The following is a 26,385-nucleotide window of genomic DNA, read 5'->3' on the forward strand; positions in this document are numbered from 1 at the left end:
TTTGGGCATGCGGTTACTGGTCACCGGCGGCGCTGGCTTCATCGGCGCGAATTTCGTGCATAGCACGGTCCGGGAGCATCCGGAGGGTTCCGTGACGGTGCTCGACGCCTTGACCTACGCCGGCCGGCGGGAGTCGCTGGCCGACGTCGAGGACGCCATCCGGCTGGTGGTGGGCGACATCTGCGACGCCGAGCTGGTCTCGCGGCTGGTCGCCGAGTCCGACGCGGTGGTGCACTTCGCCGCGGAGAGCCACGTGGACAACGCGCTGGACGACCCGGGGCCCTTCCTGCACACCAACGTCGTCGGGACGTTCACCATCCTGGAAGCGGTGCGGCGCCACGGCGTGCGGCTGCACCACATTTCGACAGACGAGGTCTACGGCGACCTCGAGCTCGACGACGCCAACCGATTCACCGAGTCGACGCCGTACAACCCGTCGAGTCCGTACTCGGCCACCAAGGCCGGCGCCGACATGCTGGTCCGGGCCTGGGTGCGCTCCTACGGAGTGCGCGCGACGATCTCGAACTGCTCCAACAATTACGGGCCCTATCAGCACGTCGAGAAGTTCATCCCGCGCCAGATCACCAACGTGCTCACCGGCCGGCGGTGCAAGCTGTACGGCAGCGGCGCCAACGTCCGCGACTGGATCCACGTCGACGACCACAACAGCGCCGTGCGACGGATCCTGGAAAAGGGCGAAATCGGCCGCACGTACCTGATCAGTTCCGAGGGCGAGCGAGACAATCTGAGCGTGCTGCGCACGCTGCTGAAGATGATGGGCCGCGAACCTGATGACTTCGACCACGTGACCGACCGCGTCGGGCACGACCTGCGCTACGCCATCGACCCGTCGATGTTGTACGACGAACTTTGTTGGGCCCCAAAGCATACCGATTTCGAAGAGGGATTGAGCGCCACCATCGACTGGTATCGTGCCAACGAATCATGGTGGCGCCCTTTGAAGGACGCTGCGGAAGCCCGATACGAAGAGCGTGGTCAGTAGATGAAGGTTCGCGAACTCGACATCCCCGGCGCCTGGGAGATCACCCCCGCCATTCACGGTGATTCCCGTGGACTGTTCTTCGAATGGCTCACCGACCACGGGTTCACCGAGTTCGCCGGTCACCGCTTGGATGTTCGGCAAGCGAACTGTTCGGTTTCGTCGGCCGGTGTGTTGCGCGGCTTGCACTTCGCCCAGCTGCCGCCAAGCCAAGCCAAATATGTGACCTGCGTGCGTGGCTCGGTTTTTGACGTCGTGGTGGACATCCGCGAGGGTTCGCCGACGTTCGGGCGATGGGACTCGGTGTTGCTCGACGACCAGGACCGCAGGACGATTTACCTCTCCGAAGGCCTGGCGCACGGCTTCCTTGCCCTCCAGGACGATTCGACGGTGATGTACCTCTGCTCCACCGAATACAACCCGCAGCGCGAGCGCACCATCTGCGCGACCGATCCGGCGATCGGGGTCGACTGGCCGCTGGTGAACGGCGCGGCTCCCAGCCTGTCCGACCGCGATGCCGCGGCCCCCAGCTTGGAAGAAGTCCGCGGCGCTGGTCTTTTGCCCAGCTGGAACGACACGCAGAAGTTTATCGACGGGATGCGCAGCAAATAATCGGCGCCGGAACATGGGCGTCGTTATGCCGCCAAGCCGCAGGGAGGGCGTGTGGCCCTTAGACCATCGAGCCCTCTGAGTCGACACCACCTTTGCGGCGAGTAGTTGAACGATCTGGAAACGCGAATTCCCTCAATTCGCCGTCGGTGACGATTACGATGGCCCTGGTAGCGAGGTATGGCCGGCGGATGGGGGTCGATGAAACTAGGGCGCGCATTCGATCCGCGGAGCAATGCGCTGAATGCATGGCGGCTGGTGATGGCGGCCGAAGTGATCGTGTGCCACTCCTGGGGGATGACGGGCCGCGTCCCGTCGCTGCGGCCGGCTTATCAGTTGCTTCTCAACGTAGGCGTCGACGGGTTCTTTGCGATTTCGGGATTCCTCATCACCGCGAGTTGGCTCAGCAACCCGCGACTTCGTCAGTTTCTCGGCGCGCGGGCCCTTCGCATCCTTCCCGGGTTCTACGTGTGCCTGCTGGTGACGGCCTTCGTCATCGCCCCGATCGGCGTGGCAATGCAAGGTGGCTCTGGTACGAAGCTCATAACCTCCGGCGCGTCGTTGGAGTTCGTCTTGAAAAACAGCGCGGTGGCGCTGGTCAAGTTCGATATTGGCGGCACGCCGCACGGCATTCCGGCCGCGGGTGCCTGGAATGGTTCGCTGTGGTCCCTCATCTGGGAAGTGATGTGCTACCTCGTAGTGGCCGTGATCGGCGTGATAGGACTCGCCAGCCGCCGTTGGATTTCCCCGGCGATATTTATAGCGGCTCTACTCGGAACCATCGCCTTGCCGACGATCTCGCTCGCCGAAGGCACTGCTGATCACCAGCAAGGCGGCGCGGCCATCGCGCTGATCTATTTGGCCGCAAGGGCGGCGATCATGTTCTCGGCGGGCGCATTCCTGTACCAGTGGCGAGATGTGATCCCCGCTCGGTGGTCACTCGTCGCCGTGAGCGTGGTTATCGTTGCAGCGTCAAGCGTTCTCCCTAACTACCGGATGGTCGCCGCGATCCCGCTTGCCTACGCGGTCATCGTTTCGGGAGCGCTGGTCCACAGCCGGCGCCTTCGATTGCGTACTGATTTGTCGTATGGCGTCTACATCTATGCGAGCCCGATGCAGCAACTCCTGGCCATGAACGGGCTTATCTGGCTTACTCCGTTGGCCTTCGCCGCCCTGTCGATGGCGGTGACGTTGCCGCTTGCCGCGCTGAGCTGGTTCCTGGTGGAGAAGCCAGCACAAGCGCTGAAACATCGATTCAAACGAAAGGGGTTGGCCGCCTCCGACGTCGCCGAAGGTAGCAGCTGTGGCGACCCAGTCGTCGTCACAGACCGGCCGGCCGCCCCTGCTGATGCTTTACCACCGCGCGCGTCGGTGCCCGAGGTACTCAGCCCCCAACTGGATGCACCAGCCACCAATGGCTCCCGCCCCCACCCCGAGCAGCTGGAGATCCCGACGGTCCCCAACAACGTCGTCGTACGATTGCGTCCGAATCGCACGGCGACTGGCGGACTCGGATGAAACTCGGGCACGCACCCGATCGATGAATCACGCCGACTGGCGAACTCCCGGACCCCGCGCAGTCGCCAGATCCCCCGCCCACATCAACACCGTCAACACCTAAACCCGTTCGCGTTCTTCGTCGTTGCGACGGCAGCGACCCTGCCGCTGGCCGCCGCAAGCTCGTCTTTAGTCGAGAATCCCGCGCGGTCTCTCAAACGTCGTCTCAAGCGGAAGTCGCCCGCCCCCCGAGAGCAGACAAGTCATACGGTGCTCGTGCTGCCCACGGAGGTTCGAGGTACCGGGCTTCCTCCGGAAATCCGGGGCACCGCCTAGTCACGGCCGATACGATGACGCCGACGGCGCTGGGTATCGACGACAGGCGGAGGCGGATGAAGCTCGGAGTGGTATTCGATCCGCGGAACAACGCGCTGAACGCATTCCGGTTGGCGCTGGCGGCAGAGGTGATGCTCTTCCACTCCTGGCCGATCACGGGTCGCATGCCGCCCGCGGCGATACTTCAGCTGTTCTTCTCGGTGGGTGTTGACGGTTTCTTTGCGATCTCAGGATTTCTCATCACCGCCAGCTGGCTCAACGACCCACGAGTCCGCGACTATCTCGTCGCTCGAGCCTTGCGCATCCTTCCCGGGTTCTACGTCTGCTTGATCGTGACCGCGTTCGTCATCGCCCCGATAAGCGTGGCGATTCAAGGTGGCTCGGCCGTCAAACTGCTCCTGTCCAGCGACCCGATCGAGTATGTCTGGAAAAACGCTGCGGTGGCCTACCTTCATCAGGGTGTCGGTGCCACCCCGAGCGGGATTCCGGATGCGGGGAAATGGAATGCTTCCCTGTGGTCCCTGGTCTGGGAATTGATGTGCTACCTGGTCGTGGCTGTCATCGGTGTCATCGGACTCGCCAATCGCCGTTGGGTGTCCCCTGCAATTTTGGTCCTGGCGGTGCTTGGGGCGTTGTTGTTGCCGCCGCTGACATTTCCCGGGGTATGGACCATCCCCCAGTTGGCCGTGCGATCGGCGATCATGTTCGCCGCCGGCGCGGTCCTCTATCAATGGCGAGACGTGATTCCCGCCCGGTGGTCACTGGTCGCGGTGAGCGTGGTGATCGTCGTGGCGGCCGGTCTATTGCCCGATTACCGTGTGGTGGCTGCCCTTCCGCTGGCGTATGCCGTGATCGTGTCGGGTGCGTTGATCCACAACCAACGGCTGAGATTACGCACGGATCTCTCCTACGGCGTCTACATATACGCGTACCCAATGCAGCAGTTGCTGGCGGTCTGTGGGCTTATCTGGCTGCATCCGATTGGGTTTTTTCTCGTTTCGGCGCTGGCCACCCTGCCTCTGGCGGCGTTGAGCTGGTATTTGGTCGAGAAGCCCGCGCAAAACTTGAGGTCTCGTCTCAAGCGGAAGTGGTCTGTCCGCGACCTTGCTGAAGTTGCCGAACTCCCCGACCCCGCGCAGTCGCCAGATCCCCCGCCCACAGCAGCACCGTCAACACCTCCGCGGTCACACTGATCGCGGCATGGGGCGCGGGCTGCCAGCCCTGCTCCGAAAAGCCCATAATCCCAATCGTTCTCGATAGGCCGAACGCGATCAGCGAGCCGCCCGCCACGGCCGCGCCAGCCCAACGCAGCCAGCCGGGACCGCCCAGGAGGATCAGCAGGGCTATGGCGAACGACGCACTGGCCTGAATCAGGAAGGCGGCGCCGATATCCGGGATGTGTCGGTAGCCGTGCACGTAGAGGTAGGCGTGGCTGAGGGCGCTGACCGCGAGTGACGCGGCCAGCCCGATGCGAAGCAGAAGAGTCATTGCAACGCCTGCTCTTTCAACGCCAGGGCGGCCTCGCCCCGGGTGTAAGAGACCTCGCGGATGCCGAGGGCATCGCGGAGCTTGCCGGACGGCAGAGTGACCGGCTTGGGCGCCGGCCCGTCACCGGGACGCGGCAGCGGGTACGCGGTCGTCGTCCCGCTGTAGAACGTCACGTTGCCTTCCGTCTTGGAAAACAATTGGTGCACATGCCCATTGAGGCAGGTGACGGACGAAAACCGGCGCAGGTAGCTCAGCGCCTGGGCCGCGTCGTCGGTGCCCCAGCCCCAGTTGGGGTACATCGCGAACAACGGGATGTGGCTGAACACGATGATGGGGGTATCGCTCGACAGCCGCGCGACGTCCTTCTCGACGAACTCCAATTGGTCCGCCCCCAAATGTCCCAGCTTGTGCAGGTTCAGCGTGTTGACCAGTGCGATCACGTGCACGCCTGCGGTGTCGAAGCTGTACCAGCCGTCGCCGACGGATCCCGCACCGAAGGCGCTTCGATACTTCTGGCCCGCGTCGTCGACCGAGTCGTGCTCCCCGGGCACGGTGAACACGTGCGGCGTCTTCAGGGCGGTCATCATCTGCTTCACCTGGTCGAACTGCTCGGGGCTGGACAGGTGCGTCAGGTCGCCGGTGTGCACGACGAAATCCGGTGTGTAGCCGAGATTGTTGACCTGACCGATCGCGTGGCCGAACGTGCCGGCGACGTTCGGGTTGGGCGCCCCGGTGAATCCGATGTGGCTGTCGCTGATCTGGGCGAAACGCAGGGTGGGCCGGGCGTGCGCGTGCTCTGCCGCCGCGGTACCCGCAACATGCGAAATCACTTCGCCGCCAACCACGGCGAAGCCCACCGCCGCCCCGAACCACGCCGTGTGTCGCATCAGCTGGCGGCGACTCATGTTCGGGTTCATCGCGTCACCACCACGCTCCCGCGCATCATCGGGTGAATGGAGCAGACGTAGTCGAAAGTTCCGGCGTCGGAGAAGGTGTGGGTGAAAGTGGCCCCTGTCCCCATCCCGGGTGAGTGGAAAGAACCGTCGGATGCGGCCACCGTATGCGGTTCTTCGTCGCGGTTGGTCCACGTGACGGTGGTGCCCACGGGGACCGTCAGCGTGGCCGGCGCGAACGCGAAGCCGTCGATGTTGACCTGATTGCCGCTCACCGGAGCCGCGGGCGCCGTCACTGAGCCCATGGGCATGCTGGTGCTGGAGCCGGTGGCGGGCCGCGAGGCCGAGCACCCCGCCAGGAGGACTGCGGCGGCCAGGGCGACCGCCGAATGTTTTCGAAGCATCATGCCCAGGAATAGGGCGGCGGGTTACACCAATCAGGCGGGCTGGTCGGGACGCGCCGGCGCGAACACCTCGATGACGCCGTCGATCTCACGAACCAGCAACGCCGGCAACGGCTTCGGGGCGATCGGCAGTTGGTGGGTGAGCACCTGTCCGGCGGGCGAGAACGACGTCGAGTGGCAGGGGCAGCGCAGCGTGTCGTCGGGCGCGTCGAACCACAGCCGGCACCCCTGGTGAGTGCATACCCCGGAGACGGCCTGCGGCTTACCGTCGACTCGGCGGACGAATCCGCTCACCGAACCCAGGTCGAACGGATGCATGATCCCGTCGGGTACCTGCGAACTGGCCGCCACCCGCTGCCATGTCCCGGCGTTGGGCGTGAGCGGCGCGTTGTCGGCGGCGGGAACCCCGCCGGGGTGGCCGACAACAACGGCTCGGTCGATGGACACCGCGGTGACCGCGGCGGCCGCCGCTGCCGACGTGCCGACGATGACCTGGCGGCGGGTGCTGCTGTGCTTCTGCGCCGGTTGGGGTCCCGCGTCGGACATCTGCTCGGCGAGGCGATCATGCAGCTCGTCGAGGAATTCCGGGCGCGGGGCCTCGCCCCGGCGCCCGGCCGCGCGCAATTCGATCGCCGTGCGCAGCTGTGCCGCCTCGAAGTCGTCGGGGGCGAACGGCCTGGGCCGCCGGCCCCGCAACAGGTCGTCGACGTATCGGCGCAGCCCTCGCGCGTTCATGGTGAGCCCCCATCGTTGACCTGCGCCGCCAACCGCAGCGCGCGATGCTGGAGCACCTTGGCGTTGGCGACGCTGACCCCGAGTTCCGCGGCGGAATCCTTGATCGAATGCCCTTGCAGGAAGCGTAATTCCAGGATATGCCGATAGCGGTCCGGCAGGTTGTCCAGAACCCGGGCGACACGCTGCGGCGCGGTGCTGATCGCTTCCTCGCTTTCCGGTGGTTGTTCGATGTCGTCGATCGAGGTTATCTCCCGGCCCAGGGTCTCCCGCCAATGCGCGGCCAGCACCGTTCGCGCGGTGACCCGCAGGTAGGCGCGCACCTCGCCGACGCTCGCGGTCAGCCGCAGCGGCCGCAGCGCGGCGAGGAAGACCTCGGCGGTGAGGTCCTCGGCGTCGGCCCGGTTGCCGACCCGGGCGAACAGCGTGCGGTAGACCCAGGACGCGTTGTCCTGGTATACCGCTTCCCAGTCCGGATAGCCATCGTCAAAGCCGCTGTCGGGCACCGCCCGCAGCGGCCGTTTGACGGGTTCGCTTTGTGCCGCCACGTGCCTCCTCTACCCGATGAATATCGAGCCGGGTTACACCGGTTATCACGGTGCCGCAAGCGAGGTTTGTTCACTGAGCAGCTCGTCGAGTTTGGTGGCGGTCGCCGAGAACACCGATTTGGCCATGCTCAGCAGCCGGTCGCGCACGCGGGGCTTCGCCGAAGCCGGCGGCAGCAGATGACCGACCAGATGGCCGAACAGGTCCAGGCGCGCCGCGGACAGCCACGCGGTCAGGTCCGGATCATCGAGCCAGCGCAGCTGATTGCTGTAATCCGCCAGCGCCAACCGCAACCAGTCCAGATCGGTGTCCGGGTGGGGCAACGGCACGCACAGCCCGTTCTTCAGCCGGTCGTCGGCATACGCGGCTTCGACGTGGGCGATCAGCGCGGCGCTGAAAATCTGCTGGCATCCGCGCACGCTTTGCAGCGTGATCCGGCCGGCGTCGAAAATGGGTGTTGCCGGGCGCTTTTCGGCACCGTCGGCGGTGCAGTCGATAAACAGGGCGTCACCTTCGCGCGCCACCGCGCCGTCCTCGAGGATCATTCGGTCCGCGTCGACGCGCAGCAGGTGCCCCTTGCGCACTACATCGCCGATGCGTCGCAGCTGTTCGAGTTCGGCCCGGGTGACGGTCGCGCAGCGATACATCGTCGGCCGGATCGCCGGATCGATCCGCAACACGCTGCCGGCCTCCTCGAGGCGGGAGAACAAATCATCAACCGACGCGGCATCGTTGATCGCGCGCAGCTGCGCGATGAAGCCGGCTTTGATCTTCTCGGCGAACAGCGGTCCCGGCTGCATCGTCGCGCGATCCAGCAGCCAGGAGTCACGGGGCATGATCCAGGTCAGCCGGTCCGGCGCGATGCCCTGCCCGAGCAGCCACAGGCAGGTGTCGATGCCGGTCTTGCCCGCGCCGACGATCACGTAACGCTCGTGCGCTCCCAGTTTCGGCAGGTCGTTGGGCGGCACGCAGGTGATGCCGGGCGCGACGGCGTAGGGCGCCGGCCGCATGGCGGGCACCGTGACGTGCATGTAGGTGGCGTCGACGATGCGGCGCGCGACGGTGACGGTGTGGTCGGCGCCGGCGAGCGTGGTGAAGCGGCCGTCACCGCGGTATTCGCTCATCGGGAAGTAGGAGACCCGGCCACTCGCCAACAGCTGCCGGCGCATCACATGGTCGTAATAGGCGCACACCTCCCCCGCGGTGGCCAACTCGTAAAGCCCTTGATTCCAACCGAATTCGTCGATGGAGTCGCTGCCGAGGCGCAGCGAATTGACGCCGTAGAACGCCGAGGGCTGGTGCAGCCGCACGAATGGGTAGGCCATGTTCCAGTGCCCGCCCGGCTGGTGGTTGCGGTCCACCAACACCACGCGGGCGTCCGTCTCGGACACCAGCGTGTCGACGAACGCCATGCCCATGGCGCCCGCGCCGACCACCAGGTAATCGGCCTCGATGGTGCGCATACGCCTGAAGGCTAGCCTGCTCAGCCGAGGTCGACCGCCGCGGCGCGGAGGTCATCCAGGGCTTTGCGAGCCAGTTCGGCAAGGTCTAGCTCATTCTCTGCGGCAACCCATTCGGCGTAGGCCTCCTTGAACGCGAGCACCCCCAGCTCGGCGGCCAGGGCCGCGGGCCGGCCCGGAACCCCCCGTGCGCGCAGCGCGTCCGCCATCGCCGCGGCCAGGCCGACCTGTTTGAGCGCGTCGCGCTCCTGCAACTCGGTGCTGGTGGCGATGACCGCTTGTACCCGGGGGCCGAGCTCGCGATTGAACGGCGTCATCGGCCCGGCAGCCCGCTCCAGCCCGGCGGCCACCGCGGCGAGTGGGCTCGCCCCCGCGGGCGCCGAGGCGATGCCGTCCGTCAGGAGTTGCGCCAGCGTCTCCTGACCGGCCGCCAGGACCTCCCGCTTATCAGGGAAATACCGGAAAAAGGTGCTCCTGGTCAGGCCGGCCTGATCGGCGATCTCGGCGACGGTGGTCCGGTCGTAGCCCTGCTCGGAAAACAGTTGCAGCGCGGCGACGACCAGCCGTGCTCGCGCATCCGGTTCCCATCGGGGCATGCCGTCATCGTAGCGATGGGACTTTTGTCCCATCACTCTGCTAGCGTGATGAGACATCAGTCCCATCACTCGGAGGAGTTGCTCATGCGGGTTTTCGTCACGGGTGGCACCGGCGGCATCGGCTCGGCCGTCGTGCCCGAGCTGACCGGCGCAGGCCACCAGGTCCTCGCGCTGGCGCGCTCCGACGCGTCGGCACAGGCCGCCCAGTCCATGGGAGCCGACGTGCTGCGCGGCGACCTCGACGACACGGACAGCCTGCGCCGGGGCGCCGCGGAGGCCGATGCCGTTATTCACCTCGCCTTCCTGCACTTCGACGACTTCGCCAAGGCGGTCACCCAGGAGTCCGGTGCGGTCGAGGCGTTCGGCGCCGCCCTCGAGGGAACCGGCAAGCCGTTCGTCATGGCCTCGGGGACACCGGTGGTGCCCGGCCGTGCGTCCACCGAGGAGGACCCGATGCCGACCGACGGACCCATCCGCGGACGCGGCCGAAACGCCCGGGCCGCCCTGGACCTGGCCGACAAGGGGGTCCGGTCTTCGGTGGTCCGCCTCCCCCGGTCCGTGCACCGGGCGGCCGGCCCGTGCGGGTTCGCATCCCTGCTCATCGAGACCGCTCGACGCACCGGGGTGTCGGGCTATGTCGGCGACGGCAGCCAGCGCTGGCCGGCCGTGCACGTCCTCGACGCCGCGCGGCTGTTCCGTTTGGTTCTCGAGGAGGCCACCGCAGGCACGGTGGCGCACGCGGTTGCCGATGAGGGGGATCCGATGCGCGCGCTCGCCGAGACCATCGGGCGCGAACTCAACGTGCCCCCGGCGCCGGTCCCGGCCGACCATTTCGGCTTCCTCGGTGCCGTCTTCGAGGCGGACCAACCGGCTTCGAGCGAGTTGACCCGCCGGCGATTCGGTTGGCGACCCACCCATCCGAGCCTGCTCGAAGACCTGGCGGCCGGCGGCTATCCGGCGTGAAAACCGGTGTCCTTGCGGCGCCCGTCCGCGGTTACTAGGATATCCAAGTATCCGCCTCTCACGCGCGTACAACTCGAGGACACCATGACCACACAAATCCCCCACTTCATCGATGGGGAGCGCACCGCCGGCCAGTCCACCCGCACCGCCGACGTCTTCAACCCGAGCACCGGCGAGGTGCAGGCGCAGGTGCCGATGGCCGGCAAGGCCGAAATCGACGCCGCGGTGGCCTCGGCCGTCGAGGCGCAGAAGGGTTGGGCGGCGTGGAATCCGCAGCGGCGCGCGCGCGTGCTGATGCGATTCGTCGAACTGGTCAACGACCACATGGACGAGCTCGCCGAGCTGCTGTCCCTCGAGCACGGCAAGACGCTGGCCGACGCGCGCGGCGACGTCCAGCGCGGCATCGAGGTCATCGAGTTCGCCATCGGCATCCCCCACCTGCTCAAGGGCGAGTACAGCGAAGGCGCCGGTCCGGGCATCGACGTCTACTCGCTGCGCCAGCCGCTGGGGGTGGTCGCCGGCATCACCCCGTTCAACTTCCCGGCCATGATCCCGCTGTGGAAGGCCGGGCCGGCCCTCGCATGCGGCAACGCCTTCGTGCTCAAGCCCAGCGAGCGCGACCCGTCGGTTCCGGTGCGACTGGCCGAACTCTTCCTGGAAGCGGGCCTGCCGCCCGGTGTGTTCCAGGTCGTGCACGGCGACAAGGAGGCCGTCGACGCCATCCTGCACCACCCCGACATACAGGCGGTGGGTTTCGTCGGCAGCTCCGACATCGCCCAGTACATCTACGCCACGGCCGCGGCCACCGGCAAGCGGTCGCAGTGCTTCGGCGGCGCCAAGAACCACATGATCGTGATGCCCGATGCCGACCTGGACCAGGCCGTCGACGCGCTGATCGGGGCCGGGTACGGCAGCGCGGGCGAACGGTGCATGGCAATCAGCGTCGCGGTGCCCGTCGGCGAGCGGACCGCGGAGCGGTTGCGCGCCAGGCTCGTCGACCGGATCAACAACCTGCGCGTCGGGCACAGCCTGGACCCGAAGGCCGACTACGGCCCGCTGGTCACCGAAGCCGCGCTGGCGCGGGTGCGCGACTACATCGGCCAGGGCGTCGAGGCGGGCGCCGAATTGGTGATCGACGGCCGGGAGCGCGCCAGCGACGACCTGACATTCGACGACGCCAGCCTCGAGGGCGGATTCTTCATCGGCCCAACGCTGTTCGACCACGTCACTGCCGACATGTCGATCTACACCGACGAGATCTTCGGGCCGGTGCTGTGCATCGTGCGCGCCCACGACTACGAAGAGGCGCTGCGGTTGCCTTCGGAGCACGAGTACGGCAACGGTGTGGCGGTCTTCACCCGCGACGGCGACGCGGCCCGTGACTTCGTCTCCCGGGTGCAGGTGGGCATGGTCGGCGTGAACGTGCCGATCCCGGTTCCGGTTGCCTACCACACCTTTGGCGGTTGGAAGCGCTCCGGTTTCGGCGACCTCAACCAGCATGGCCCTTCGTCCATCATCTTCTACACGAAGACGAAGACGGTGACGTCGCGGTGGCCGTCCGGCATCAAGGATGGCGCCGAATTCGTCATCCCCACAATGGATTAGGGCCCTATGTTCACCCTGAACGACGACGAGCGGGTCATCACCGAGACGGCGGCCGCGTTCGCCGCCAAACGCCTGGCCCCGCACACCCTGGAATGGGATGCCGCCAAACACTTTCCGACGGACGTGTTGCGGGAGTCCGCCGAGCTCGGCATGGCCGCGATCTACTGCCGCGAGGACGTCGGCGGCAGCGGCCTGCGCCGGCTCGACGGGGTCCGGATCTTCGAGCAGTTGGCCATCGCGTGCCCGACGATCGCGGCGTTCCTGTCCATCCACAACATGTGCGCGTGGATGATCGACAAGTTCGGCACCCCCGAACAGCGCAAGGAATGGGTGCCTCGGCTGGCCGCGATGGACGTCATCGCCAGCTACTGCCTCACCGAGCCGGGCGCGGGCTCGGACGCCAGCGCCCTGAGCACCCGAGCCATCCGCCAGGGTGGCGACTACGTGCTCGACGGCGTCAAGCAGTTCATCTCCGGCGCCGGGGCCTCGGACGTCTACGTGGTGATGGCTCGGACCGGCGGTGAGGGTCCGCGCGGAATCTCGGCCTTCATCGTCGAAAAGGGCGCTCCCGGGCTCAGTTTCGGGGCGCTGGAAGAGAAGATGGGCTGGCATGCCCAGCCCACCGCACAGGTGATCCTGGAGGGCGTGCGGGTACCCGCCGAGGCCATGCTGGGCGGCCCAGAGGGCGAAGGCGCCGGATTCGGCATCGCGATGAACGGCCTCAACGGCGGTCGGCTCAACATCGCGGCGTGCTCGCTGGGCGGCGCCCAGTCCGCCTTCGACAAGGCGGGCGCCTACGTCCGCGACCGGCAGGCGTTCGGCAAGGCACTGCTCGACGAGCCCACCATCCGGTTCACCCTGGCCGACATGGCCATCGGGCTGGAAACGTCGCGAATGATGTTGTGGCGGGCCGCGGATGCGTTGGACAACGACGACCCCGACAAGGTCGAGCTGTGCGCGATGGCCAAGCGCTACGTCACCGACGCCTGCTTCGAGGTGGCCGACAAGGCCCTGCAGCTGCACGGCGGCTACGGGTATCTGCGTGAGTATGGTCTGGAAAAGATCGTCCGCGATCTGCGGGTGCATCGAATCCTGGAAGGGACCAACGAAATCATGCGGGTGGTCATCGGCAGGGCCGAGGCCGCGCGCGTGCGGGCGAGCGCGTAGAAAGGTCGGCGATGACCGAGCACCTGACGGTGGCTTTCCTGGGTCTGGGCAATATGGGCGGGCCGATGTCGGCGAACCTTGTTGCCGCCAAGCATGCGGTGCGCGGGTTCGACCCCGTGCCCGCCGCCATCGCCGCGGCGGCAGGCAACGGGGTCACGACGTTCGACAGCGCGGCCGACGCGGTGACGGGGGCCGACGTCGTGATCACCATGTTGCCCAACGGCGACCTGGTCAAGCGTTGCTACGCCGATGTGCTGCCGGCCGCCCGGTCGGGCGCACTGTTCATCGACAGCTCCACGATCTCGGTCAACGACGCCCGCGAGGTGCACGCGCTCGCGGAGTCGCAGGGGGTTGCGCAGCTGGATGCGCCCGTCTCCGGCGGGGTGAAGGGCGCCGTCGCCGGGACGCTGGCGTTCATGGTCGGCGGTGACGAGGCCGCCCTGGAGCGCGCCCGGCCCGTGCTGGAACCCATGGCGGGCAAGGTGATTCACTGCGGCGCGGCCGGGGCCGGCCAGGCGGCCAAGGTGTGCAACAACATGGTGCTGGCGGTGCAGCAGATCGCCGTCGGTGAGGCGTTCGTGCTGGCCGAGAAGCTCGGGCTTTCGGCGCAGTCCCTCTTCGACGTCATCACCGGCGCGACCGGCAACTGCTGGGCCGTGCACACCAACTGCCCGGTGCCGGGACCGGTGCCGACATCGCCGGCCAACAACGACTTCAAGCCGGGTTTCGCGACCGCACTGATGAACAAGGACCTCGGCCTCGCCATGGACGCGGTGACCTCGACCGGGTCCGCGGCGCCGCTGGGCAGGCACGCCGCCGAGATCTACGCCAAATTCGCGGCCGACCACGCCGACAAGGACTTCAGCGCAGTGATCGAATTGCTGCGCGACAGCTAGATCGGGCACAGCGGCGCGCCGAGCGTGTACTCACTGCGAAATAGCGCGGGAAAAATCGCACTCAGTGCACGTTCGGCGAAGGATGGCCTTCTTCTCGTTCAATCCGCGAAGTCGCCCGCGTCGCGGCGCAGCGTCTCGATCGATGAAACCAGCGCCCGCGCTTCGGTTTCGGACATGCCGATATCGGCGAACACTTGCTCGTTGAGCGTTACCGTGGCGTCCTCGACCGTCGAGCGGCCCAGGTCGGTGATCTGCACCAGAGTGGTGCGCCCATCGGTGGGGTGCGGTACCCGTTGCACCAGCCCGTCGGCTTCCAGCCGGCGAATCGCGTGCGTCACGCTGGTGACGTGGACCTGCAACCGGTCGGACGCCTTGGTGATCGGCAGCGCGCCGGTCCGGCTGAACGCCAGCAGGCGCAGCAACTCATACCGGGAGAAACTCAGGTCGTAGGGACGCAATGCCGTCTCGACGCGGGCCAGCAGGATCTGGTGCGCCCGCATCACCGACGTCACCGCGACCATGCCCTGGGCCACGTCGCTCCAACCGGAGCGCTCCCAGTTGTCGCGCGCCGCGGCGATCGGATCACGCTTCGGCGGTCGTGAGGCAGCCACGCCCCTTCATACCGCACTTGGCGCGCGGGCGTGGGCTTTCCCCAGCGCCGAGAGCACCGCCAGTGTCGAGGCACGATTGCCCACGGTGATCCGCGCGCCGCCGTCCGGGTAGCACCGCACCCGTAGCCCGTCATCGGCAAAGACCTCATGCCACCGCGCACCCCGCCCATCCTTTTTGGCGGGCAGGTACATGAAGTTTGCGTGCGCGTCCGTCGTGTAGATCCCCAGCGCGCTGAGGCGCATCCGCAGATAACAGCGTTCGGCGTTGATCAACCGGACCCGCTGCAGCAGTTGGTCTTCCGCTGCGTACGACGCGGCTACCGCGACCAGACTGGTGATCGGGGCGCCGAACGGCAGCTGATGGGACCACAGTTTTGAGGCCAGCTCCTTCGAGGCCACCCCATAACCGATCCGCAGCCCCGCCAGCCCGTACGCCTTGGAGAAGGTCCGCACCACCACCACATTGGGGAAGCGAGAGACCAATGCCGACACGGCGATGCGGTGCTCGGGCGCGGTGAACTCGATGTACGCCTCGTCGAGCAGGACGACTGTGTCACGCGGCACGCGGCGCAGGAACGCCGAAACGGCGGCAGCGGATTCCAGCGTTCCGGTGGGGTTGTGCGGCCGGCACAGGACGACCACCCGGGCATCGGCGGCGGCGCGGGCCAACCCGTCGAGGTCGTGGTGACCATGCGCATCCAGGGGAACTGTCCGTGTCTTAAGCCGCGCCATCCGCGTGAGGATCGGGTAACCGTCGAAGGTGGGCGTCGCCATCGCCACCGTGTCGCCCGGAGCGGTCAGCGCCTGCAGGGCCAGCAGCACGACACCCGTCGCGCCGGCGCCCGGCACCACCCGGTCGGCCGGCACCCCGATGTGGTCGGCGATCACACCGCGCAGCCGCTCGGGCAGGAACTCGGGGTAGCGGTTCACGGCGTGGACGGACCGCATCAACGCCGACCGGACCGCCGACAGCGGCGGGAAGGGATTCTCGTTGAGCGACAACGCAAACGGATCCACCGCGTCGGGCAACGCATCGAAGCCGTCGCCGGCCAACGGGCTCGGGGCGGGCTGCATCACCCTCGCCCACCCCAGCGCACCGCAGCCGCACCGGCGAAGTCGCCGGCGTGCGCGAAGGCGGCCATCATGACGACATCCCCGGCCTCGGCCTGCCCATCGGAGATCGCGCGATCCAGGTTGATCGGAATCCCGGCGCCGAACAGGTTGCCACACTCGTCAAAGGTGTCTCGATGGCGTTCGGGCGGCAACTCGAGCGCCTCGCGCCAGTTGCGCAGGAAAACCCGGTTCGGCTGGTTGGTGACGAGCAGATCGATGTCCTTGGCGCGCAGGCCTATTCGGTCGCACACCGCCAGCGCCACCTCGGGGACCTGCCGGTTGCCGCGGGCCAGCACCTTGGTGATCTTGCTCTCGGTGAAGCCGATGCTGCCCTCGCCGGCCCCGGCCTGCCACCACTTGCGGGGCGGGTCGTAGGACAGCGTCATCTCGCCGGCGTATTCACCGTAGGTGCGGCACTCGACGTCGAGGATGGGTGATTGGTCGCTGAGCGTGACCAGACCCACGGCCGCACCGTCCCCGGGCACCGCGGACTGCGCCTTGCGGCGGATGGTCGGCTGATCGAAGAACTGTCCGGCCGCGTTTTGGGCGATGGCGATCAGCGCGGTGTGCCCGTTGCCGGAGGACAGCAGTTTGCGAGCCACGTTGAGCGCCAACACGAACGCCGCGCAGCCGCCATTGTTGAGGTCGAGCACCCAGGACGGTCGCATGCCCAGGCGGTGCGCGATGCCGCCGCCTTGCCCGTAGAAGGCCATGTCGGGCACCTGGGTGTGGGTGATGAGCACGTCGGCGCCCTCGACCACGTCGTGGCCGTGCCGCTCGATCAGGCCCTGCGCGGCGCACTCGATCATGTCGATCGAACTCTCGTCAGGCCCGACGTGGTGGCGAAACTTCGGGGCGCGGAACATCACGTGCTCGCGCAGGTCGTCGGACTCGGCGAATTGCGCGTAGTAGTCGGCGCCGATCGGTTCGCCGGGCAGATAGGTGGAGACGTCGATCAGGCTGACGTTCGGTTGGCTCATGTTGCTACCTCATCCATTTCGGCGTCACCGGCAGGCCGTTGCGGTGCCGGTATTCGGCGATCGCCTTGAGGTTCTGCAGCTCCAGCGCGTGGCCGGCGCCGAACATGTCCCAGAAGTCGCCCACCCACACCGGCCGCTGCGTCGGCGCCGCCTCCGGGTACGGGTTGTTGTCATAGAACGGGTGGTGGCAGTTCGTCCACAGCACAACCGATCCCGGCTTGTCCAGGACCACCTGTGCGTCGACGACGCGCATCAGATAGACCATCCACAGGTGTTTGCCCTGATCCCACGCGCAGTGGTAGTCGACGGTCCGCGCCGCCGCGTTGGCGATGGTCCGGGTATAGATCTCGGTCTCCGAGCCGAGCCGATCGTAGGCCAGCCACAGGCCGGGTTCGTCGGTCGGCGTGAAACCGCGCAGGCTGTACGTCCACTCCTCGAGGCTGCGGGTGTCGGCCAGGTACTCGTACAACTCATCGGGCGGGCACGCAACGTAATCGTTGACCGTGCAGTACTCCCCGAAGACCTCATCGTGCGGGTAGACCGACCGCATCATGTCCATGATGATCGGGGTTGCCTTCTCCCGCGGGCTGGTTTCGATTCGGACCACCCCGTCGATGGGAGTGGGGATATCCTCAAGCGCTGGCAGCGACATCGGCCTGGTTCTCCTTCACGGTCGGAACCTGTTCTGTGACAGCCGCACTGCCTGAGAGCGCGGTGAGAAATGGAGCGAACGGCGGGATTTCGTCGGCGTTGCATTCGACGCTGACCACCGCCGGGCCCTCGATTTCCAGCGCCACCCGAAGCGCCGCGGCAAGTTGGGCGGGGTCGCTGACATCGACCGATGTCAGCCCGGGAAACATCGCCGCCAGACCGGTTCCCAGCGCGCTGGGCCGGAAGCGGTTGTAGCTGTAGCGGTCCCCGTAGAACAGCTGCTCACGGGTCACGCACATCGCGTGGGCGTTGTTGTTGAACAACACGAAGGTCACGGGAAGCCGGTACTGCACTGCGGTGTGCACCTCCAGCCCGTGCATGAAAAAGGCGCCGTCCCCGGCGATCACCACGGTGCGACCGCCCGGCCGGCCGCCGTTCGCCCGTCCGAACGCCATCCCGATCCCGGCCCCGAAGCTGTAGCCCATGCCGCCCATCCCGAGCGCGGCGACGAACCTGCCGCCGCGCCGCGCCGGCAGGTAGTGGATCGCGGCCGCGCCGGTGTTGCCGGCGTCGACGACGATGTCGGCCCCGTCGGGCAGGGCACGGTCCAGCACCGCCATGGCCTCGCGGTACCGCACCCCCGGCCCGTCGCAGTCCTTGGGCGTCAGTTCGGTGCGCCGCACCTGGTCGGGCACCCGCACGCCGTTCGGACGTCCGTGACCGCGCAGCGCCTGGGTCAGCAGGCGCAACGAGCCACGCAGGTCGTCGGTGTGCACGTGCGTGCAGTGCAAATAAGGCCGCGCCGACCCGATCGATACGGTTCGCACCGCCGCCAGCGCGTCGTCCAGGCCGCCGCGCGCGGTTACCGTGAGCCGGGTGCCAACGATGAGGCACAGGGCGCTCGCGGCAAGCGTTTCGGCCACGCTCGGGTGGCCCATGACGCCGGTCACGCCGAGCGCCGACGACGATCCGAAACCCGGTGTGCCGGCGACGTCTTTGGCGTCGGGGACGGTGGCCACCCGCGCGCGCAGCAGCGCACGCAAGTCCTCGAGCTCGGCCCGGGCGTCGTCGCGGGCCACCTGCTCGCCGGCGATGATCGTGACCTGACCGGTCGTCTGGCGCAGTTCCCGGGCGATGAGATGCGGGCTGCCGATCGACGCGCTGAAACCGAAATGCTCGGGGCCGCCGTCGACGGCGATGAATGCCTGCTGAATATCCTTGGGCAGCAACAACACCGCCGGGCCACCGGCACGCGCAGCGCAGATCGCCCTGGGCAATGCCGAGACGATGTCCGCCGGCGAAACCAGCCGCTCGCAAAACACCGACACCGCCGAGAACAGTGCCCGGGCATCCAGCGATCCATTGCGGCCGCTGGTGTCCTGGAAGCTGCCCCGGCCGTCCATCGTGGTCGCGGGCTGGCCAACCAGGGCCAGCACCGGAACCCGGCTCGCGAACGACTCGCCCAGGCCGGCGACGAGGTTCAGCGCTCCCCCACCGGACGTCGCCGCCACCACGCCCAGTCCGGCGCCGCTGCGGCTGTATCCGTCGGCCATGGTGGCCGCCGAGAACTCGTGCTTGGCCAGGACGGCGGTGACCTCCGGCCGGAAGTGCGCGGCGTCGTACAGATCCTCGATGTTGGCGCCGTCGACACCGAAGACGTGGTCCATCCCGAGCGACGCGAGTTGCCCGACGATGTGATCGACCACCCGGTGCTTGCCGAACATGTCTTCAGACACGAGCCCGGCACTTGATCGGTTCACCCCGCCGGTGAACCACGTGCCGCCGGCATTCGTGGTGCCTAGATGACCATCGAACTGCGCGACGTGGTGCGCGAGTATCGGGTCGGCGGTCAAACGGTCCGGGCGCTCGACGGGATCAGCCTGCGCCTCGGGGGCGGTCAGTTCGTGTCGGTGGTCGGACCCTCCGGTGCGGGTAAGAGCACGCTGCTTCACCTGCTCGGCGCGCTCGACTCTCCCGATTCCGGCTCGATCACGTTCGACGGCGAGGAGATCGGCCGCCTGGGCGACGAGCAGCAATCGGAGTTCCGCCATCACCGGGTGGGTTTCATCTTCCAGTTCTTCAACCTGTTGCCGACCTTGTCGGCGTGGGAGAACGTCGCGGTACCCAAACTGCTCGACGGTGTCCGGCTGGGCAGGGCCAAACCTGATGCGATTCGATTGCTGGACCGCGTCGGGCTCGGCAACCGGACCGAGCACCGGCCGGCGGAACTGTCCGGCGGCCAGATGCAGCGCGTCGCGGTGGCGCGCGCGTTGATGATGGACCCGCCGCTCATCCTCGCCGACGAGCCCACCGGCAACCTCGACTCCGCGACCGGCGCCGCGATCCTGCAGCTGCTTGCCGAGGTGGCACACGAAGACGGCCACCGCCGGCTGGTGGTGATGGTGACCCACAACGCTGAGGCCGCCGCGGCGACCGATCGGGTGATCACCCTGCAGGACGGTCGGGTCGGTTCGGACATGCCGGCGGTCCCTGCGTGAAAATCACGGCGGCGGCCAGCCGACTGCGCGTGTTCAGCCTGCGTGAGCTCGCAGTGCATCGCCGTCGCACGCTAGCGTCGATCGCCGTAATGGCCGTTTCCGCAACGTATCTGGTCGCGATATTCGGCATCTTCGGCTCGATCACCGGATCGGTCAACCGGCTGGCCGACGGGATCGCCGGCGTGGCCGCGCTCGAGGTATCGGGCATCACCGACGCCGGGTTCCCCGAAACGATACTGGCCGACGTCGCCGCGGTACCGGGCGTCGCCACCGCGGCGCCGATGATCCGGACCTCCGCATCCACCGCGACGGGGCCGGTGTTGCTGCTCGGCACCGACGCGAGCGCCGCCGCACTGGGCGGCGCACTGAAGGACGCGGTCGCACGACCGGTGCAGGTGCTGTCCTCGACACCCAACGGCGTCCAGGTGGGGCCGCGGATGGGATATGCGAAAGGACAGTCGCTGCAACTGGGCTCGGGTTCGGTCACGGTGAGCGAGGTGCTCGCGGACAAGCAGTTCGCGGACCTCAACGGCGGGCACTACGTCCTGGCCCCACTGGCGTTGGCGCAGAACGTCACCGACCGCCCCGGACAGCTCGACTCGATCCTGATCACCACCAGACCGGGCGCCGACGCGGACACCGTCCGCGCCGCGGTCACCGCCGCGGTGCACGGCCGCGCCATCGTCGCCGCCCCGAGCCTGCGGTCAGCCCGGGCCGGCGACGGCGTCAAGCTGATGAACTACATGGCCCTGCTGGGCGCGGCGGTCGCGTTGGTGGTCGGCGCGTTTCTGATCTACACCACGATGACCATGGCGATCACCCAGCGCCGGCCCGTCATCTCCATGCTGCGCGCGATCGGTGGCCGACGCGTCACCATCGTCGGCGACATGATCGGGGAGGCGGCTGTCCTCGGGCTCCTCGGCGGTGCCATCGGAGCGGGCATCGGAATCCTGGCCGGCCGCATGGCAATTGGCCGCCTGCCTCCCGCGATGACCCAGGGGCTCGAGGCCCGAGTCCAGTACTGGCTGCCCGGCTATGCCATCCCGCTGGCCCTCGCGGCCACGGCGCTCACCTGCGTGGTCGCGTCGGTGATGGCCGCACGCCAGGTGTACAAGGTCGCGCCGATCGAGGCGCTGGCGCCGGTCGGTGCGTCGGCGGCGGACGTCGTGCCCCGATGGCTGCGGGTCGTTGTCGGGGTTGGCGCCCTCGCGGTGTTCGCGGTGTCCATCTGGGTGGTCCTCGGCCAACACGGCACCTTCGCGTTCGCCGCGATGGCCGCTCTGCTGAGCGCCGAGATCGCACTCGGCTTCGCGCTCACCGCACCGATCGTCAAGGTCACAGCCGCGGTGGCCCGCGTCTTCGGGCCGTTCGGGGCGCTCGCGGCGGCCACCATCGAACGCGCGCCGCGGCGGGTGTGGGCCACCGTGATGACCGTGCTCATCGGGGTCGTCACCACCGTGGTGATCACCGGCACCAACGCCGACATGATCCGCTCGGCCCGCGCCATGTTCGCTCCCGCCGCCGCCGTCGACGTGTGGGTGAGTGCGAACCCTCCCGACAGCTATCCCACCGACGCGCTGCCGCAAGGCCTTTCGGAAAAGGTGGCCGCGGTGCCCGGGGTGGCGCGGGTGACCGAGGGCGCGCTCGGGTTCGCCGTCGTCGGCGGCACCCGCGTCCTGCTCGACGGCTTCTCCGACGGGAGCCACGATTCGCTGTTCCGCGCGGTCGACGAACGCGTGCGCGCCGACGTTCTGGCCGGCCGCGGCGTGGTCCTCACGCAGAATCTGGGCGCCACTCTGCACGTCCGCGCCGGCGACCGGCTGCAGCTGCAGACGCCACACGGCCCGCGGCAGACACCGGTGCTCGCCCTGGTGCCCTTCTTCTCGACCGTGATCGGAACGGTAGGAATCGATCTCGGGCACATGCGGGCGTGGTTCGATCGCCCGGCGGCGACGACCCTGCAGATCACCGCGGCCCCGGGGGTAGACCGGCAACGCCTGTTGACCGAGGTGCGCCGGGTGGTGCCCGAACCCAACCATGTGTACGACGGCCGCGCCGCACTGGCGGGGCTGGAAGCCCCGCTGCATCAGAGCATGTTCATCGCCAACGCCGTGTGGGTCATCGTCGTGGCCGTGGCCGCCGTCGCGCTGCTCAACACCCTGACGTTGTCGGTGCTGGAACGCCGCCGCGAGATCGGCGTGCTGCGGGCCATGGGGTCCAGCCGCCGGTTCACCCTGCGGATGGTGCTGGCCGAGGCGGCCGGGATCGGTTTAGTCGGCGGCGTTTTGGGGCTGCTGTTCGGCCTGACCGACCAGTGGCTGTTCAGCCTCATCAGCGGGGAGATCATGAATTTTCAGGTCGGCTTCGGCCTGAGGCCGATGTCCCTGGCCTTCACCGCAGGCGCGCTGGCGATCTGCCTGCTCGGCTCGCTGCCACCCGCCCGGCGGGCCGCGCGGCTGAACATCATCGAGGCCGTCAGCGTGGAGTGAGGATGGCGAACCCCTGCAAATGGGGTTTGCACGGGAACGGCACCGGGGTGCGCGGGATGGTGCGCAGCGCCGTCGTGTCGAACCCGGCGGCGGCGATGGATTCCAGGGTTCGTCGGTTCGGCTCACAACCGGCGGCCAACCACGACCACGGTTTGGCGACCAGGTCCTGGAGCCGCCCGGTCGCGCCGTCCCCGCGCACATGCTCGAGGACCACCAGCCTGCCCCCGGGTGCGAGCACGCGCCGGATCTCGCCGAGCGTGGCGGCCACGTCGTCGACCGAGCAGAGCACCAGCCCGATGTGTACCGAGTCGAAGGCGTTGTCCGGGAAGGGAATCGATTCGCCGGTTCCCTCGACGATGTCGACGGCGACGCCGTGGCGACGGGCAAGCCGCGAAGCCATCCGCCGGAACGGCGCCTCCGGCTCCACGGCCGCGACCGACGTCACCGCGGCGGGCAGGAACCTCAAGTCAGTGCCCGGACCCAAGCCCAGCATCAGCAGCCGGCCCGTCGCGTGGCTGAGCGCCTCGCGGCGATAGCGGTGATAAAAGAGCCGGTCGAAGACCGGCTGGCCGAATCTGTACACGTACGGGAAGTAGGGATTACGGCGCGTCACTGATACCCAAATCCATTCGGAACGGCGGGTATTCGTCACGCATAAGGGACACGTACACGGCCACCCGATATCGCCATCGGACGATGCCCAGCAGAAGATCGAACATGCCCGCGGGGGTGGTCCCCGTGCACAACAACGACACCGCGGCGATCACGCACAACACCTGTAGGAGCGGCTCCATCGACCAGCAGAGCAGCACCTGAGGGATGGCCAACAGCCACTTCACCAGCACGGCCCAGTTCCTCAGCCGCTCCGGGTAGTCGACCTGCAGATCACCGGGATAGTCGGGCCGCGACGCGAGCGTGAAAGGCGGGTACCTGTCCGTGCTGTTCATCGGGAACCGGAAATTCATCACGCGCCACGACCAGCGCAGCACGCCGACGTTGAAGTCGAAGATGGGCCGCGGATACCGCCCGGTGAACAGGATGGCGACGCCGGCCACGACGGTCGACAGCGGATATAGTAGGTAGAGCCCGATCAAGATCGGGTAGTGCGGGAACGCCAGCACGCACCACTTCACCAGCCAGAGCCAGCGTGAGGGCGCATCGAGTTCACCTCGCACCCTGATGAATTCGTCGCTCATGGGCTGGATCGGCTGGTCGTCGCGGCCCCCAGTTCTCGGCTGATCTCCGCGGACATCCGCGGGTGACTCGTCCAGCGCAGAAACATCGTCAGTGCGCGGGCCTGCAGCCGGTCGGGGATCAAAGCGGCCGGCCGCAGCACGAACTCACCGTGCGAGACCGGCAGTGACGCCGCCCTGGACACGGCCATCACCTTGTGCCGGCGGGTCTTCTCATACCAGCGCAGTGCGCTCGGCACGTCGCCTTTGGAGGCGCTGCCCTGAAGACCCGACAGCGCCTTGCACAGCACCATGGTGTCGAGCAGCGCCTGGTTGGTCCCCTGCGCCAGGGTGGGCGGCATCGTGTGGGCGGCGTCGCCGAGCAACGTCACCGGGCCCCGGCCCGCCGGGGGTATCGGATGCCGGAAATGCGGATACGGCGAGTGCGCCAGATCATCGTCGGTCAGGGCCGCCAGCACCCGGTCGACGGCTTCCGACCATCCGGCGAAGTGGGACCGGATCGTTTCGATCGGACGTTGCGGCCGCACGAAGTCGTAGGACCACGGGAGGTCGAACCACCACTGCACCTCGGAACCCCCGGCCGGCCACAGGCCGAGGTTTCCGTTGTCGCCGATGACCATCAGTGCGGTGTCCTTGTCCGAGAGCTCCGCCAGGGCGATGAGCCCCTGCCAACTGCACCAGCCGGTGGGTTTGGCCTGCCGCCCGCCGACGCTGTCCCGGACCATCGAGTGCAGGCCGTCGGCGCCGATCAAGAGGTCTCCCTGGGCGGAGCTGCCGTCGTCGAACTCGACCCGCACGGCGTCGCCCGTAGCGGCCAATGCGATCGCACGGGCCCCGCATCGAATGCGGTCGGCCGGAAAGCCGTCCAGCAACCGTTCCAGCAGGACCCGGCGCGGAACCATCCGGACGGGCGCGCCGAGCCGATCCGCCATCGCGGACACGTCGAGCGTGGCAAGCGGATGGCCCGTGGCCGTCACGGCCCGCACGGTCGACAGCAGCTGACCGGCCCGGTCCATGTCGACGCCCAGCTGCCGAAGCACCGTCTCGCCGTTGGACCAGATCGTCACCGCACCGCCGGCCGCCCGCACATCCGGCCGACGCTCGAAGACGGTCACGTCGTGCCCGTCCCGCGACAATCCGCGGGCAACCGCGATCCCGCCGACACCGGCGCCCACCACCAGCGCCCGCAGTGGACGCTCGTGGCCAGACACCGCAGCCCCCGACCCCTAGAGCGAACGCTGCAACAGAACCTGGCCGCTATCGGCGGCCACCACCTGTACGGCCGCGATCTGGTCGACCGGCGTCGAGATGCTGCCCGCGGGCGTCGCGGTGTGGCCGGGTACGGCCACCCAGGTCGCCAGCCGGGTCTGGCTGCCGTCGCGACCCACCACGACCATCGCCAGCGTGTCGTGGTGCGCGTTGAGCGGGGCCAGGCACACGCACCGCAGGTTGATGGCGGTTCCCCAGTGCTGGCTGGACAGCTCGACCGTCGACGCCAGCAGGGTGGTGCCCACCTGCGCCATGGGCGCCGAGGACGCGGTCACCTGTTGCGACGGGGACGAGGAATACCCCTGCACCCCGACGAACACGCCGATCGCCAGCACCACCGCCGCGGCCGACGAGGCCACCCAGGTCACTATCCGCGTGCGGCGCCGGCGCCAGTGCACCTTGGCCAGCAACGACGTCAACAGCTCCGGCGACATCTCCGGTGTCGCCGACAATCCGGCGGCCGGACCGGAGTCGTTGATCGCCGCCACCTCGTCCGGGCCGAGCTGCGAGAGCAGCGCCGGCACGCCGCTCAGGTCGGCGACGGCCCCCCGGCACGCCGGGCAGTACGCCAGGTGCGCCTCGAATTCGCGTCGCTCCGCGGCCGACAACGAACCCAACACGTATGCGGCATCCCACATCACGTAGGGATCGTCCGGCGGGCCGATGCCCCGCAGCGGCGTCTTCATCTCATCCATTTCCTCAGCACCCTTCAAGCTTCGGAGCCCCTCAGCGGGTAACTCCAAGTTCCTGCAGAGTGAGTCGCAACGCCCGCACGGCGTAGTGTAATCGCGACTTCACCGTTCCCTCTGCGATCCCGAGGTCGGCAGCAATCTGCGCGGTGGTCCATCCGCGGTAGTACGACCGGTCGATCACGGCCCGGTGCTCGGCGGACAGCTGCGCCATCGCGTCGGCGATCAGCAGCTTGTCCAGCGCCGCGTTCACCTCGTCCGGCGTCGACCGTTCGGGCGCCCCCGCCTCGTCCGTCGACCCGACGACGTTGCGGAATCTTGCGCTGCGCCGGTCGTCGATGATCATGTTGCGCGCGACGGTGAACAGCCACGCCCGCGCCGAGCGCTCGGTGTCCCCGACGACCTCCGGATGCTGCCAGGCCCGCAGCAACGTCTCCTGCACGACGTCCTCGGACTGGCTCGCATCCCCCGTGAGCCGGAGCGCGTAACGCCACAAAACCGCTGCGTGCTCGTCGTACAGCGCCTTCATCAGGGCGGCTTCGGCGGTCCCGGACGCCCTCCAATTGCCTGCAACACGGGCCACTCCATCACCTCCGACTACTGAAACGAGTCGAACGGGTGCTCGGTTCAATCGCCGCGACCCGCCGCACCCGGCTTCGCCGCGCTTGCGATCGCGGCCCGTTCAATCGCCGCGACCCGC

General features: G+C 67.9%; 26 protein-coding genes and 1 pseudogene. 10 read left to right on the forward strand and 17 right to left on the reverse strand.

Annotation, left to right across the window (positions count from 1 at the left end; translation table 11 throughout):
• The first annotated feature begins 7 nt into the window (after positions 1-7).
• From rfbB to A5773_RS21545, 4 genes and pseudogenes are all read left to right on the forward strand, one after another.
• Positions 8-1,003 carry a dTDP-glucose 4,6-dehydratase gene (gene rfbB / locus A5773_RS21530; RefSeq protein WP_066945738.1) on the forward strand — a complete coding sequence of 332 codons (996 nt, stop codon included), beginning with the start codon at positions 8-10 and terminating at the stop codon, positions 1,001-1,003.
• Positions 1,004-1,612 (forward strand): dTDP-4-dehydrorhamnose 3,5-epimerase, encoded by a 609-nt coding sequence (rfbC, locus tag A5773_RS21535; RefSeq protein ID WP_066945742.1) that lies wholly within the window; start codon positions 1,004-1,006, stop codon positions 1,610-1,612.
• 198 nt (positions 1,613-1,810) lie between these two features.
• A pseudogene (locus A5773_RS21540) lies at positions 1,811-2,905 on the forward strand (acyltransferase family protein); the annotation flags it as partial.
• Between the two features lie 593 nt (positions 2,906-3,498).
• On the forward strand, positions 3,499-4,635 hold the full coding sequence (locus A5773_RS21545) for an acyltransferase (protein ID WP_066945748.1): 1,137 nt from the start codon (positions 3,499-3,501) through the stop codon (positions 4,633-4,635).
• Here A5773_RS21545 and A5773_RS25720 read toward each other — a convergent pair.
• Genes A5773_RS25720 through A5773_RS21575 form a run of 7 tightly spaced genes read right to left on the reverse strand, consistent with a single transcriptional unit; the run spans position 4,520 to position 9,561 of the window.
• A complete protein-coding gene (locus tag A5773_RS25720; protein WP_156664334.1) occupies positions 4,520-4,930 on the reverse strand; it encodes a hypothetical protein in 411 nt (136 codons plus the stop codon). The genes A5773_RS21545 and A5773_RS25720 overlap by 116 nt on opposite strands.
• Entirely contained in the window at positions 4,927-5,847 is a 921-nt protein-coding gene (locus A5773_RS21550) for a metallophosphoesterase (protein WP_067263464.1), read from the reverse strand. The genes A5773_RS25720 and A5773_RS21550 overlap by 4 nt, the downstream gene beginning before the upstream one ends.
• Positions 5,844-6,230, reverse strand: coding sequence for a cupredoxin family copper-binding protein (locus A5773_RS21555; protein ID WP_067263466.1), 387 nt, complete (start codon positions 6,228-6,230; stop codon positions 5,844-5,846). Before A5773_RS21555 ends, A5773_RS21550 begins: the two co-directional genes overlap by 4 nt.
• Before the next feature lie 30 nt (positions 6,231-6,260).
• Positions 6,261-6,962, reverse strand: coding sequence for a Rieske (2Fe-2S) protein (locus A5773_RS21560; protein ID WP_067792454.1), 702 nt, complete (start codon positions 6,960-6,962; stop codon positions 6,261-6,263).
• Entirely contained in the window at positions 6,959-7,507 is a 549-nt protein-coding gene (locus A5773_RS21565) for an RNA polymerase sigma factor (protein WP_066945763.1), read from the reverse strand. Before A5773_RS21565 ends, A5773_RS21560 begins: the two co-directional genes overlap by 4 nt.
• A 45-nt stretch (positions 7,508-7,552) precedes the next feature.
• Complete coding sequence (locus A5773_RS21570; RefSeq protein ID WP_067792457.1) at positions 7,553-8,968, reverse strand: NAD(P)-binding protein; 1,416 nt, start codon at positions 8,966-8,968, stop codon at positions 7,553-7,555.
• Positions 8,969-8,988: 20 nt separating this feature from the next.
• A complete protein-coding gene (locus tag A5773_RS21575; RefSeq protein ID WP_067792512.1) occupies positions 8,989-9,561 on the reverse strand; it encodes a TetR/AcrR family transcriptional regulator in 573 nt (190 codons plus the stop codon).
• An 84-nt stretch (positions 9,562-9,645) separates the two neighbouring features.
• Here A5773_RS21575 and A5773_RS21580 point away from each other — a divergent pair, with 84 nt between their 5' ends.
• The 4 genes from A5773_RS21580 to mmsB all read left to right on the forward strand — a co-directional run bounded on the left by A5773_RS21580 (position 9,646) and on the right by mmsB (position 14,192).
• The gene (locus A5773_RS21580) at positions 9,646-10,524 is read left to right on the forward strand and encodes an SDR family oxidoreductase (protein WP_066945769.1); all 879 of its coding nucleotides are present in this window, start codon (positions 9,646-9,648) and stop codon (positions 10,522-10,524) included.
• 84 nt (positions 10,525-10,608) lie between these two features.
• On the forward strand, positions 10,609-12,129 hold the full coding sequence (locus tag A5773_RS21585; RefSeq protein ID WP_066945772.1) for a CoA-acylating methylmalonate-semialdehyde dehydrogenase: 1,521 nt from the start codon (positions 10,609-10,611) through the stop codon (positions 12,127-12,129).
• Between the two features lie 6 nt (positions 12,130-12,135).
• Positions 12,136-13,296 carry an isobutyryl-CoA dehydrogenase gene (locus tag A5773_RS21590; RefSeq protein ID WP_066945775.1) on the forward strand — a complete coding sequence of 387 codons (1,161 nt, stop codon included), beginning with the start codon at positions 12,136-12,138 and terminating at the stop codon, positions 13,294-13,296.
• Positions 13,297-13,307: 11 nt separating this feature from the next.
• Positions 13,308-14,192 carry a 3-hydroxyisobutyrate dehydrogenase gene (gene mmsB, locus A5773_RS21595; protein WP_066945778.1) on the forward strand — a complete coding sequence of 295 codons (885 nt, stop codon included), beginning with the start codon at positions 13,308-13,310 and terminating at the stop codon, positions 14,190-14,192.
• A 98-nt stretch (positions 14,193-14,290) separates the two neighbouring features.
• On the opposite strand, the gene A5773_RS21600 is transcribed toward mmsB, so the two are convergent.
• From A5773_RS21600 to A5773_RS21620, 5 genes are read right to left on the reverse strand one after another with little or no spacing between them, the layout of a single operon-like run.
• Entirely contained in the window at positions 14,291-14,803 is a 513-nt protein-coding gene (locus A5773_RS21600) for a MarR family transcriptional regulator (protein WP_066945783.1), read from the reverse strand.
• A 6-nt stretch (positions 14,804-14,809) separates the two neighbouring features.
• On the reverse strand, positions 14,810-15,877 hold the full coding sequence (locus A5773_RS21605) for a histidinol-phosphate transaminase (protein ID WP_067263527.1): 1,068 nt from the start codon (positions 15,875-15,877) through the stop codon (positions 14,810-14,812).
• Entirely contained in the window at positions 15,877-16,896 is a 1,020-nt protein-coding gene (locus A5773_RS21610) for a 3-oxoacyl-ACP synthase III family protein (protein ID WP_066945786.1), read from the reverse strand. Before A5773_RS21610 ends, A5773_RS21605 begins: the two co-directional genes overlap by 1 nt.
• A 4-nt stretch (positions 16,897-16,900) precedes the next feature.
• Entirely contained in the window at positions 16,901-17,548 is a 648-nt protein-coding gene (locus tag A5773_RS21615; RefSeq protein ID WP_066945789.1) for a hypothetical protein, read from the reverse strand.
• Positions 17,529-19,271, reverse strand: a complete 1,743-nt coding sequence (locus tag A5773_RS21620) for a thiamine pyrophosphate-binding protein (RefSeq protein ID WP_067792514.1) — start codon at positions 19,269-19,271, stop codon at positions 17,529-17,531. The genes A5773_RS21615 and A5773_RS21620 overlap by 20 nt, the downstream gene beginning before the upstream one ends.
• 78 nt (positions 19,272-19,349) lie before the next feature.
• Between A5773_RS21620 and A5773_RS21625 the strand changes: the two genes are divergently transcribed.
• A complete protein-coding gene (locus A5773_RS21625; RefSeq protein ID WP_066945793.1) occupies positions 19,350-20,045 on the forward strand; it encodes an ABC transporter ATP-binding protein in 696 nt (231 codons plus the stop codon).
• A gap of 89 nt (positions 20,046-20,134) precedes the next feature.
• Positions 20,135-22,534, forward strand: coding sequence for an ABC transporter permease (locus tag A5773_RS21630; RefSeq protein ID WP_232001928.1), 2,400 nt, complete (start codon positions 20,135-20,137; stop codon positions 22,532-22,534).
• On the opposite strand, the gene A5773_RS21635 is transcribed toward A5773_RS21630, so the two are convergent.
• Genes A5773_RS21635 through A5773_RS21655 form a run of 5 tightly spaced genes read right to left on the reverse strand, consistent with a single transcriptional unit; the run spans position 22,521 to position 26,268 of the window.
• Positions 22,521-23,147, reverse strand: coding sequence for a class I SAM-dependent methyltransferase (locus A5773_RS21635; RefSeq protein WP_066945799.1), 627 nt, complete (start codon positions 23,145-23,147; stop codon positions 22,521-22,523). The genes A5773_RS21630 and A5773_RS21635 overlap by 14 nt on opposite strands.
• Positions 23,134-23,709, reverse strand: a complete 576-nt coding sequence (locus A5773_RS21640; RefSeq protein ID WP_066945984.1) for a DUF4389 domain-containing protein — start codon at positions 23,707-23,709, stop codon at positions 23,134-23,136. Before A5773_RS21640 ends, A5773_RS21635 begins: the two co-directional genes overlap by 14 nt.
• Before the next feature lie 17 nt (positions 23,710-23,726).
• Positions 23,727-24,938, reverse strand: a complete 1,212-nt coding sequence (locus tag A5773_RS21645; protein WP_067263478.1) for an FAD-dependent monooxygenase — start codon at positions 24,936-24,938, stop codon at positions 23,727-23,729.
• A gap of 15 nt (positions 24,939-24,953) precedes the next feature.
• Complete coding sequence (locus tag A5773_RS21650) at positions 24,954-25,682, reverse strand: anti-sigma factor (RefSeq protein ID WP_156659135.1); 729 nt, start codon at positions 25,680-25,682, stop codon at positions 24,954-24,956.
• Between the two features lie 40 nt (positions 25,683-25,722).
• Positions 25,723-26,268 (reverse strand): sigma-70 family RNA polymerase sigma factor, encoded by a 546-nt coding sequence (locus A5773_RS21655; protein WP_082948336.1) that lies wholly within the window; start codon positions 26,266-26,268, stop codon positions 25,723-25,725.
• Between the last annotated feature and the right edge of the window lie 117 nt (positions 26,269-26,385).

Origin of the sequence: Mycobacterium sp. 852014-52450_SCH5900713 (assembly GCF_001667075.1) — a bacterium.
In the GTDB taxonomy this organism is placed as follows: Bacteria; Actinomycetota; Actinomycetes; order Mycobacteriales; family Mycobacteriaceae; genus Mycobacterium.

What these genes read in the sequence shown, in the direction of transcription:
- rfbB (WP_066945738.1), top strand. Translation starts at nt 8, where the DNA reads ATGCGGTTACTGGTCACCGGCGGCGCTGGCTTCATCGGCGCGAATTTC.
- rfbC (WP_066945742.1), top strand. Translation starts at nt 1,004, where the DNA reads ATGAAGGTTCGCGAACTCGACATCCCCGGCGCCTGGGAGATCACCCCC.
- A5773_RS21545 (WP_066945748.1), top strand. Translation starts at nt 3,499, where the DNA reads ATGAAGCTCGGAGTGGTATTCGATCCGCGGAACAACGCGCTGAACGCA.
- A5773_RS25720 (WP_156664334.1), bottom strand. Translation starts at nt 4,930, where the DNA reads ATGACTCTTCTGCTTCGCATCGGGCTGGCCGCGTCACTCGCGGTCAGC.
- A5773_RS21550 (WP_067263464.1), bottom strand. Translation starts at nt 5,847, where the DNA reads ATGAACCCGAACATGAGTCGCCGCCAGCTGATGCGACACACGGCGTGG.
- A5773_RS21555 (WP_067263466.1), bottom strand. Translation starts at nt 6,230, where the DNA reads ATGATGCTTCGAAAACATTCGGCGGTCGCCCTGGCCGCCGCAGTCCTC.
- A5773_RS21560 (WP_067792454.1), bottom strand. Translation starts at nt 6,962, where the DNA reads ATGAACGCGCGAGGGCTGCGCCGATACGTCGACGACCTGTTGCGGGGC.
- A5773_RS21570 (WP_067792457.1), bottom strand. Translation starts at nt 8,968, where the DNA reads ATGCGCACCATCGAGGCCGATTACCTGGTGGTCGGCGCGGGCGCCATG.
- A5773_RS21575 (WP_067792512.1), bottom strand. Translation starts at nt 9,561, where the DNA reads ATGCCCCGATGGGAACCGGATGCGCGAGCACGGCTGGTCGTCGCCGCG.
- A5773_RS21580 (WP_066945769.1), top strand. Translation starts at nt 9,646, where the DNA reads ATGCGGGTTTTCGTCACGGGTGGCACCGGCGGCATCGGCTCGGCCGTC.
- A5773_RS21585 (WP_066945772.1), top strand. Translation starts at nt 10,609, where the DNA reads ATGACCACACAAATCCCCCACTTCATCGATGGGGAGCGCACCGCCGGC.
- A5773_RS21590 (WP_066945775.1), top strand. Translation starts at nt 12,136, where the DNA reads ATGTTCACCCTGAACGACGACGAGCGGGTCATCACCGAGACGGCGGCC.
- mmsB (WP_066945778.1), top strand. Translation starts at nt 13,308, where the DNA reads ATGACCGAGCACCTGACGGTGGCTTTCCTGGGTCTGGGCAATATGGGC.
- A5773_RS21605 (WP_067263527.1), bottom strand. Translation starts at nt 15,877, where the DNA reads ATGCAGCCCGCCCCGAGCCCGTTGGCCGGCGACGGCTTCGATGCGTTG.
- A5773_RS21610 (WP_066945786.1), bottom strand. Translation starts at nt 16,896, where the DNA reads ATGAGCCAACCGAACGTCAGCCTGATCGACGTCTCCACCTATCTGCCC.
- A5773_RS21615 (WP_066945789.1), bottom strand. Translation starts at nt 17,548, where the DNA reads ATGTCGCTGCCAGCGCTTGAGGATATCCCCACTCCCATCGACGGGGTG.
- A5773_RS21620 (WP_067792514.1), bottom strand. Translation starts at nt 19,271, where the DNA reads ATGTTCGGCAAGCACCGGGTGGTCGATCACATCGTCGGGCAACTCGCG.
- A5773_RS21625 (WP_066945793.1), top strand. Translation starts at nt 19,350, where the DNA reads ATGACCATCGAACTGCGCGACGTGGTGCGCGAGTATCGGGTCGGCGGT.
- A5773_RS21630 (WP_232001928.1), top strand. Translation starts at nt 20,135, where the DNA reads ATGGCCGTTTCCGCAACGTATCTGGTCGCGATATTCGGCATCTTCGGC.
- A5773_RS21650 (WP_156659135.1), bottom strand. Translation starts at nt 25,682, where the DNA reads ATGAAGACGCCGCTGCGGGGCATCGGCCCGCCGGACGATCCCTACGTG.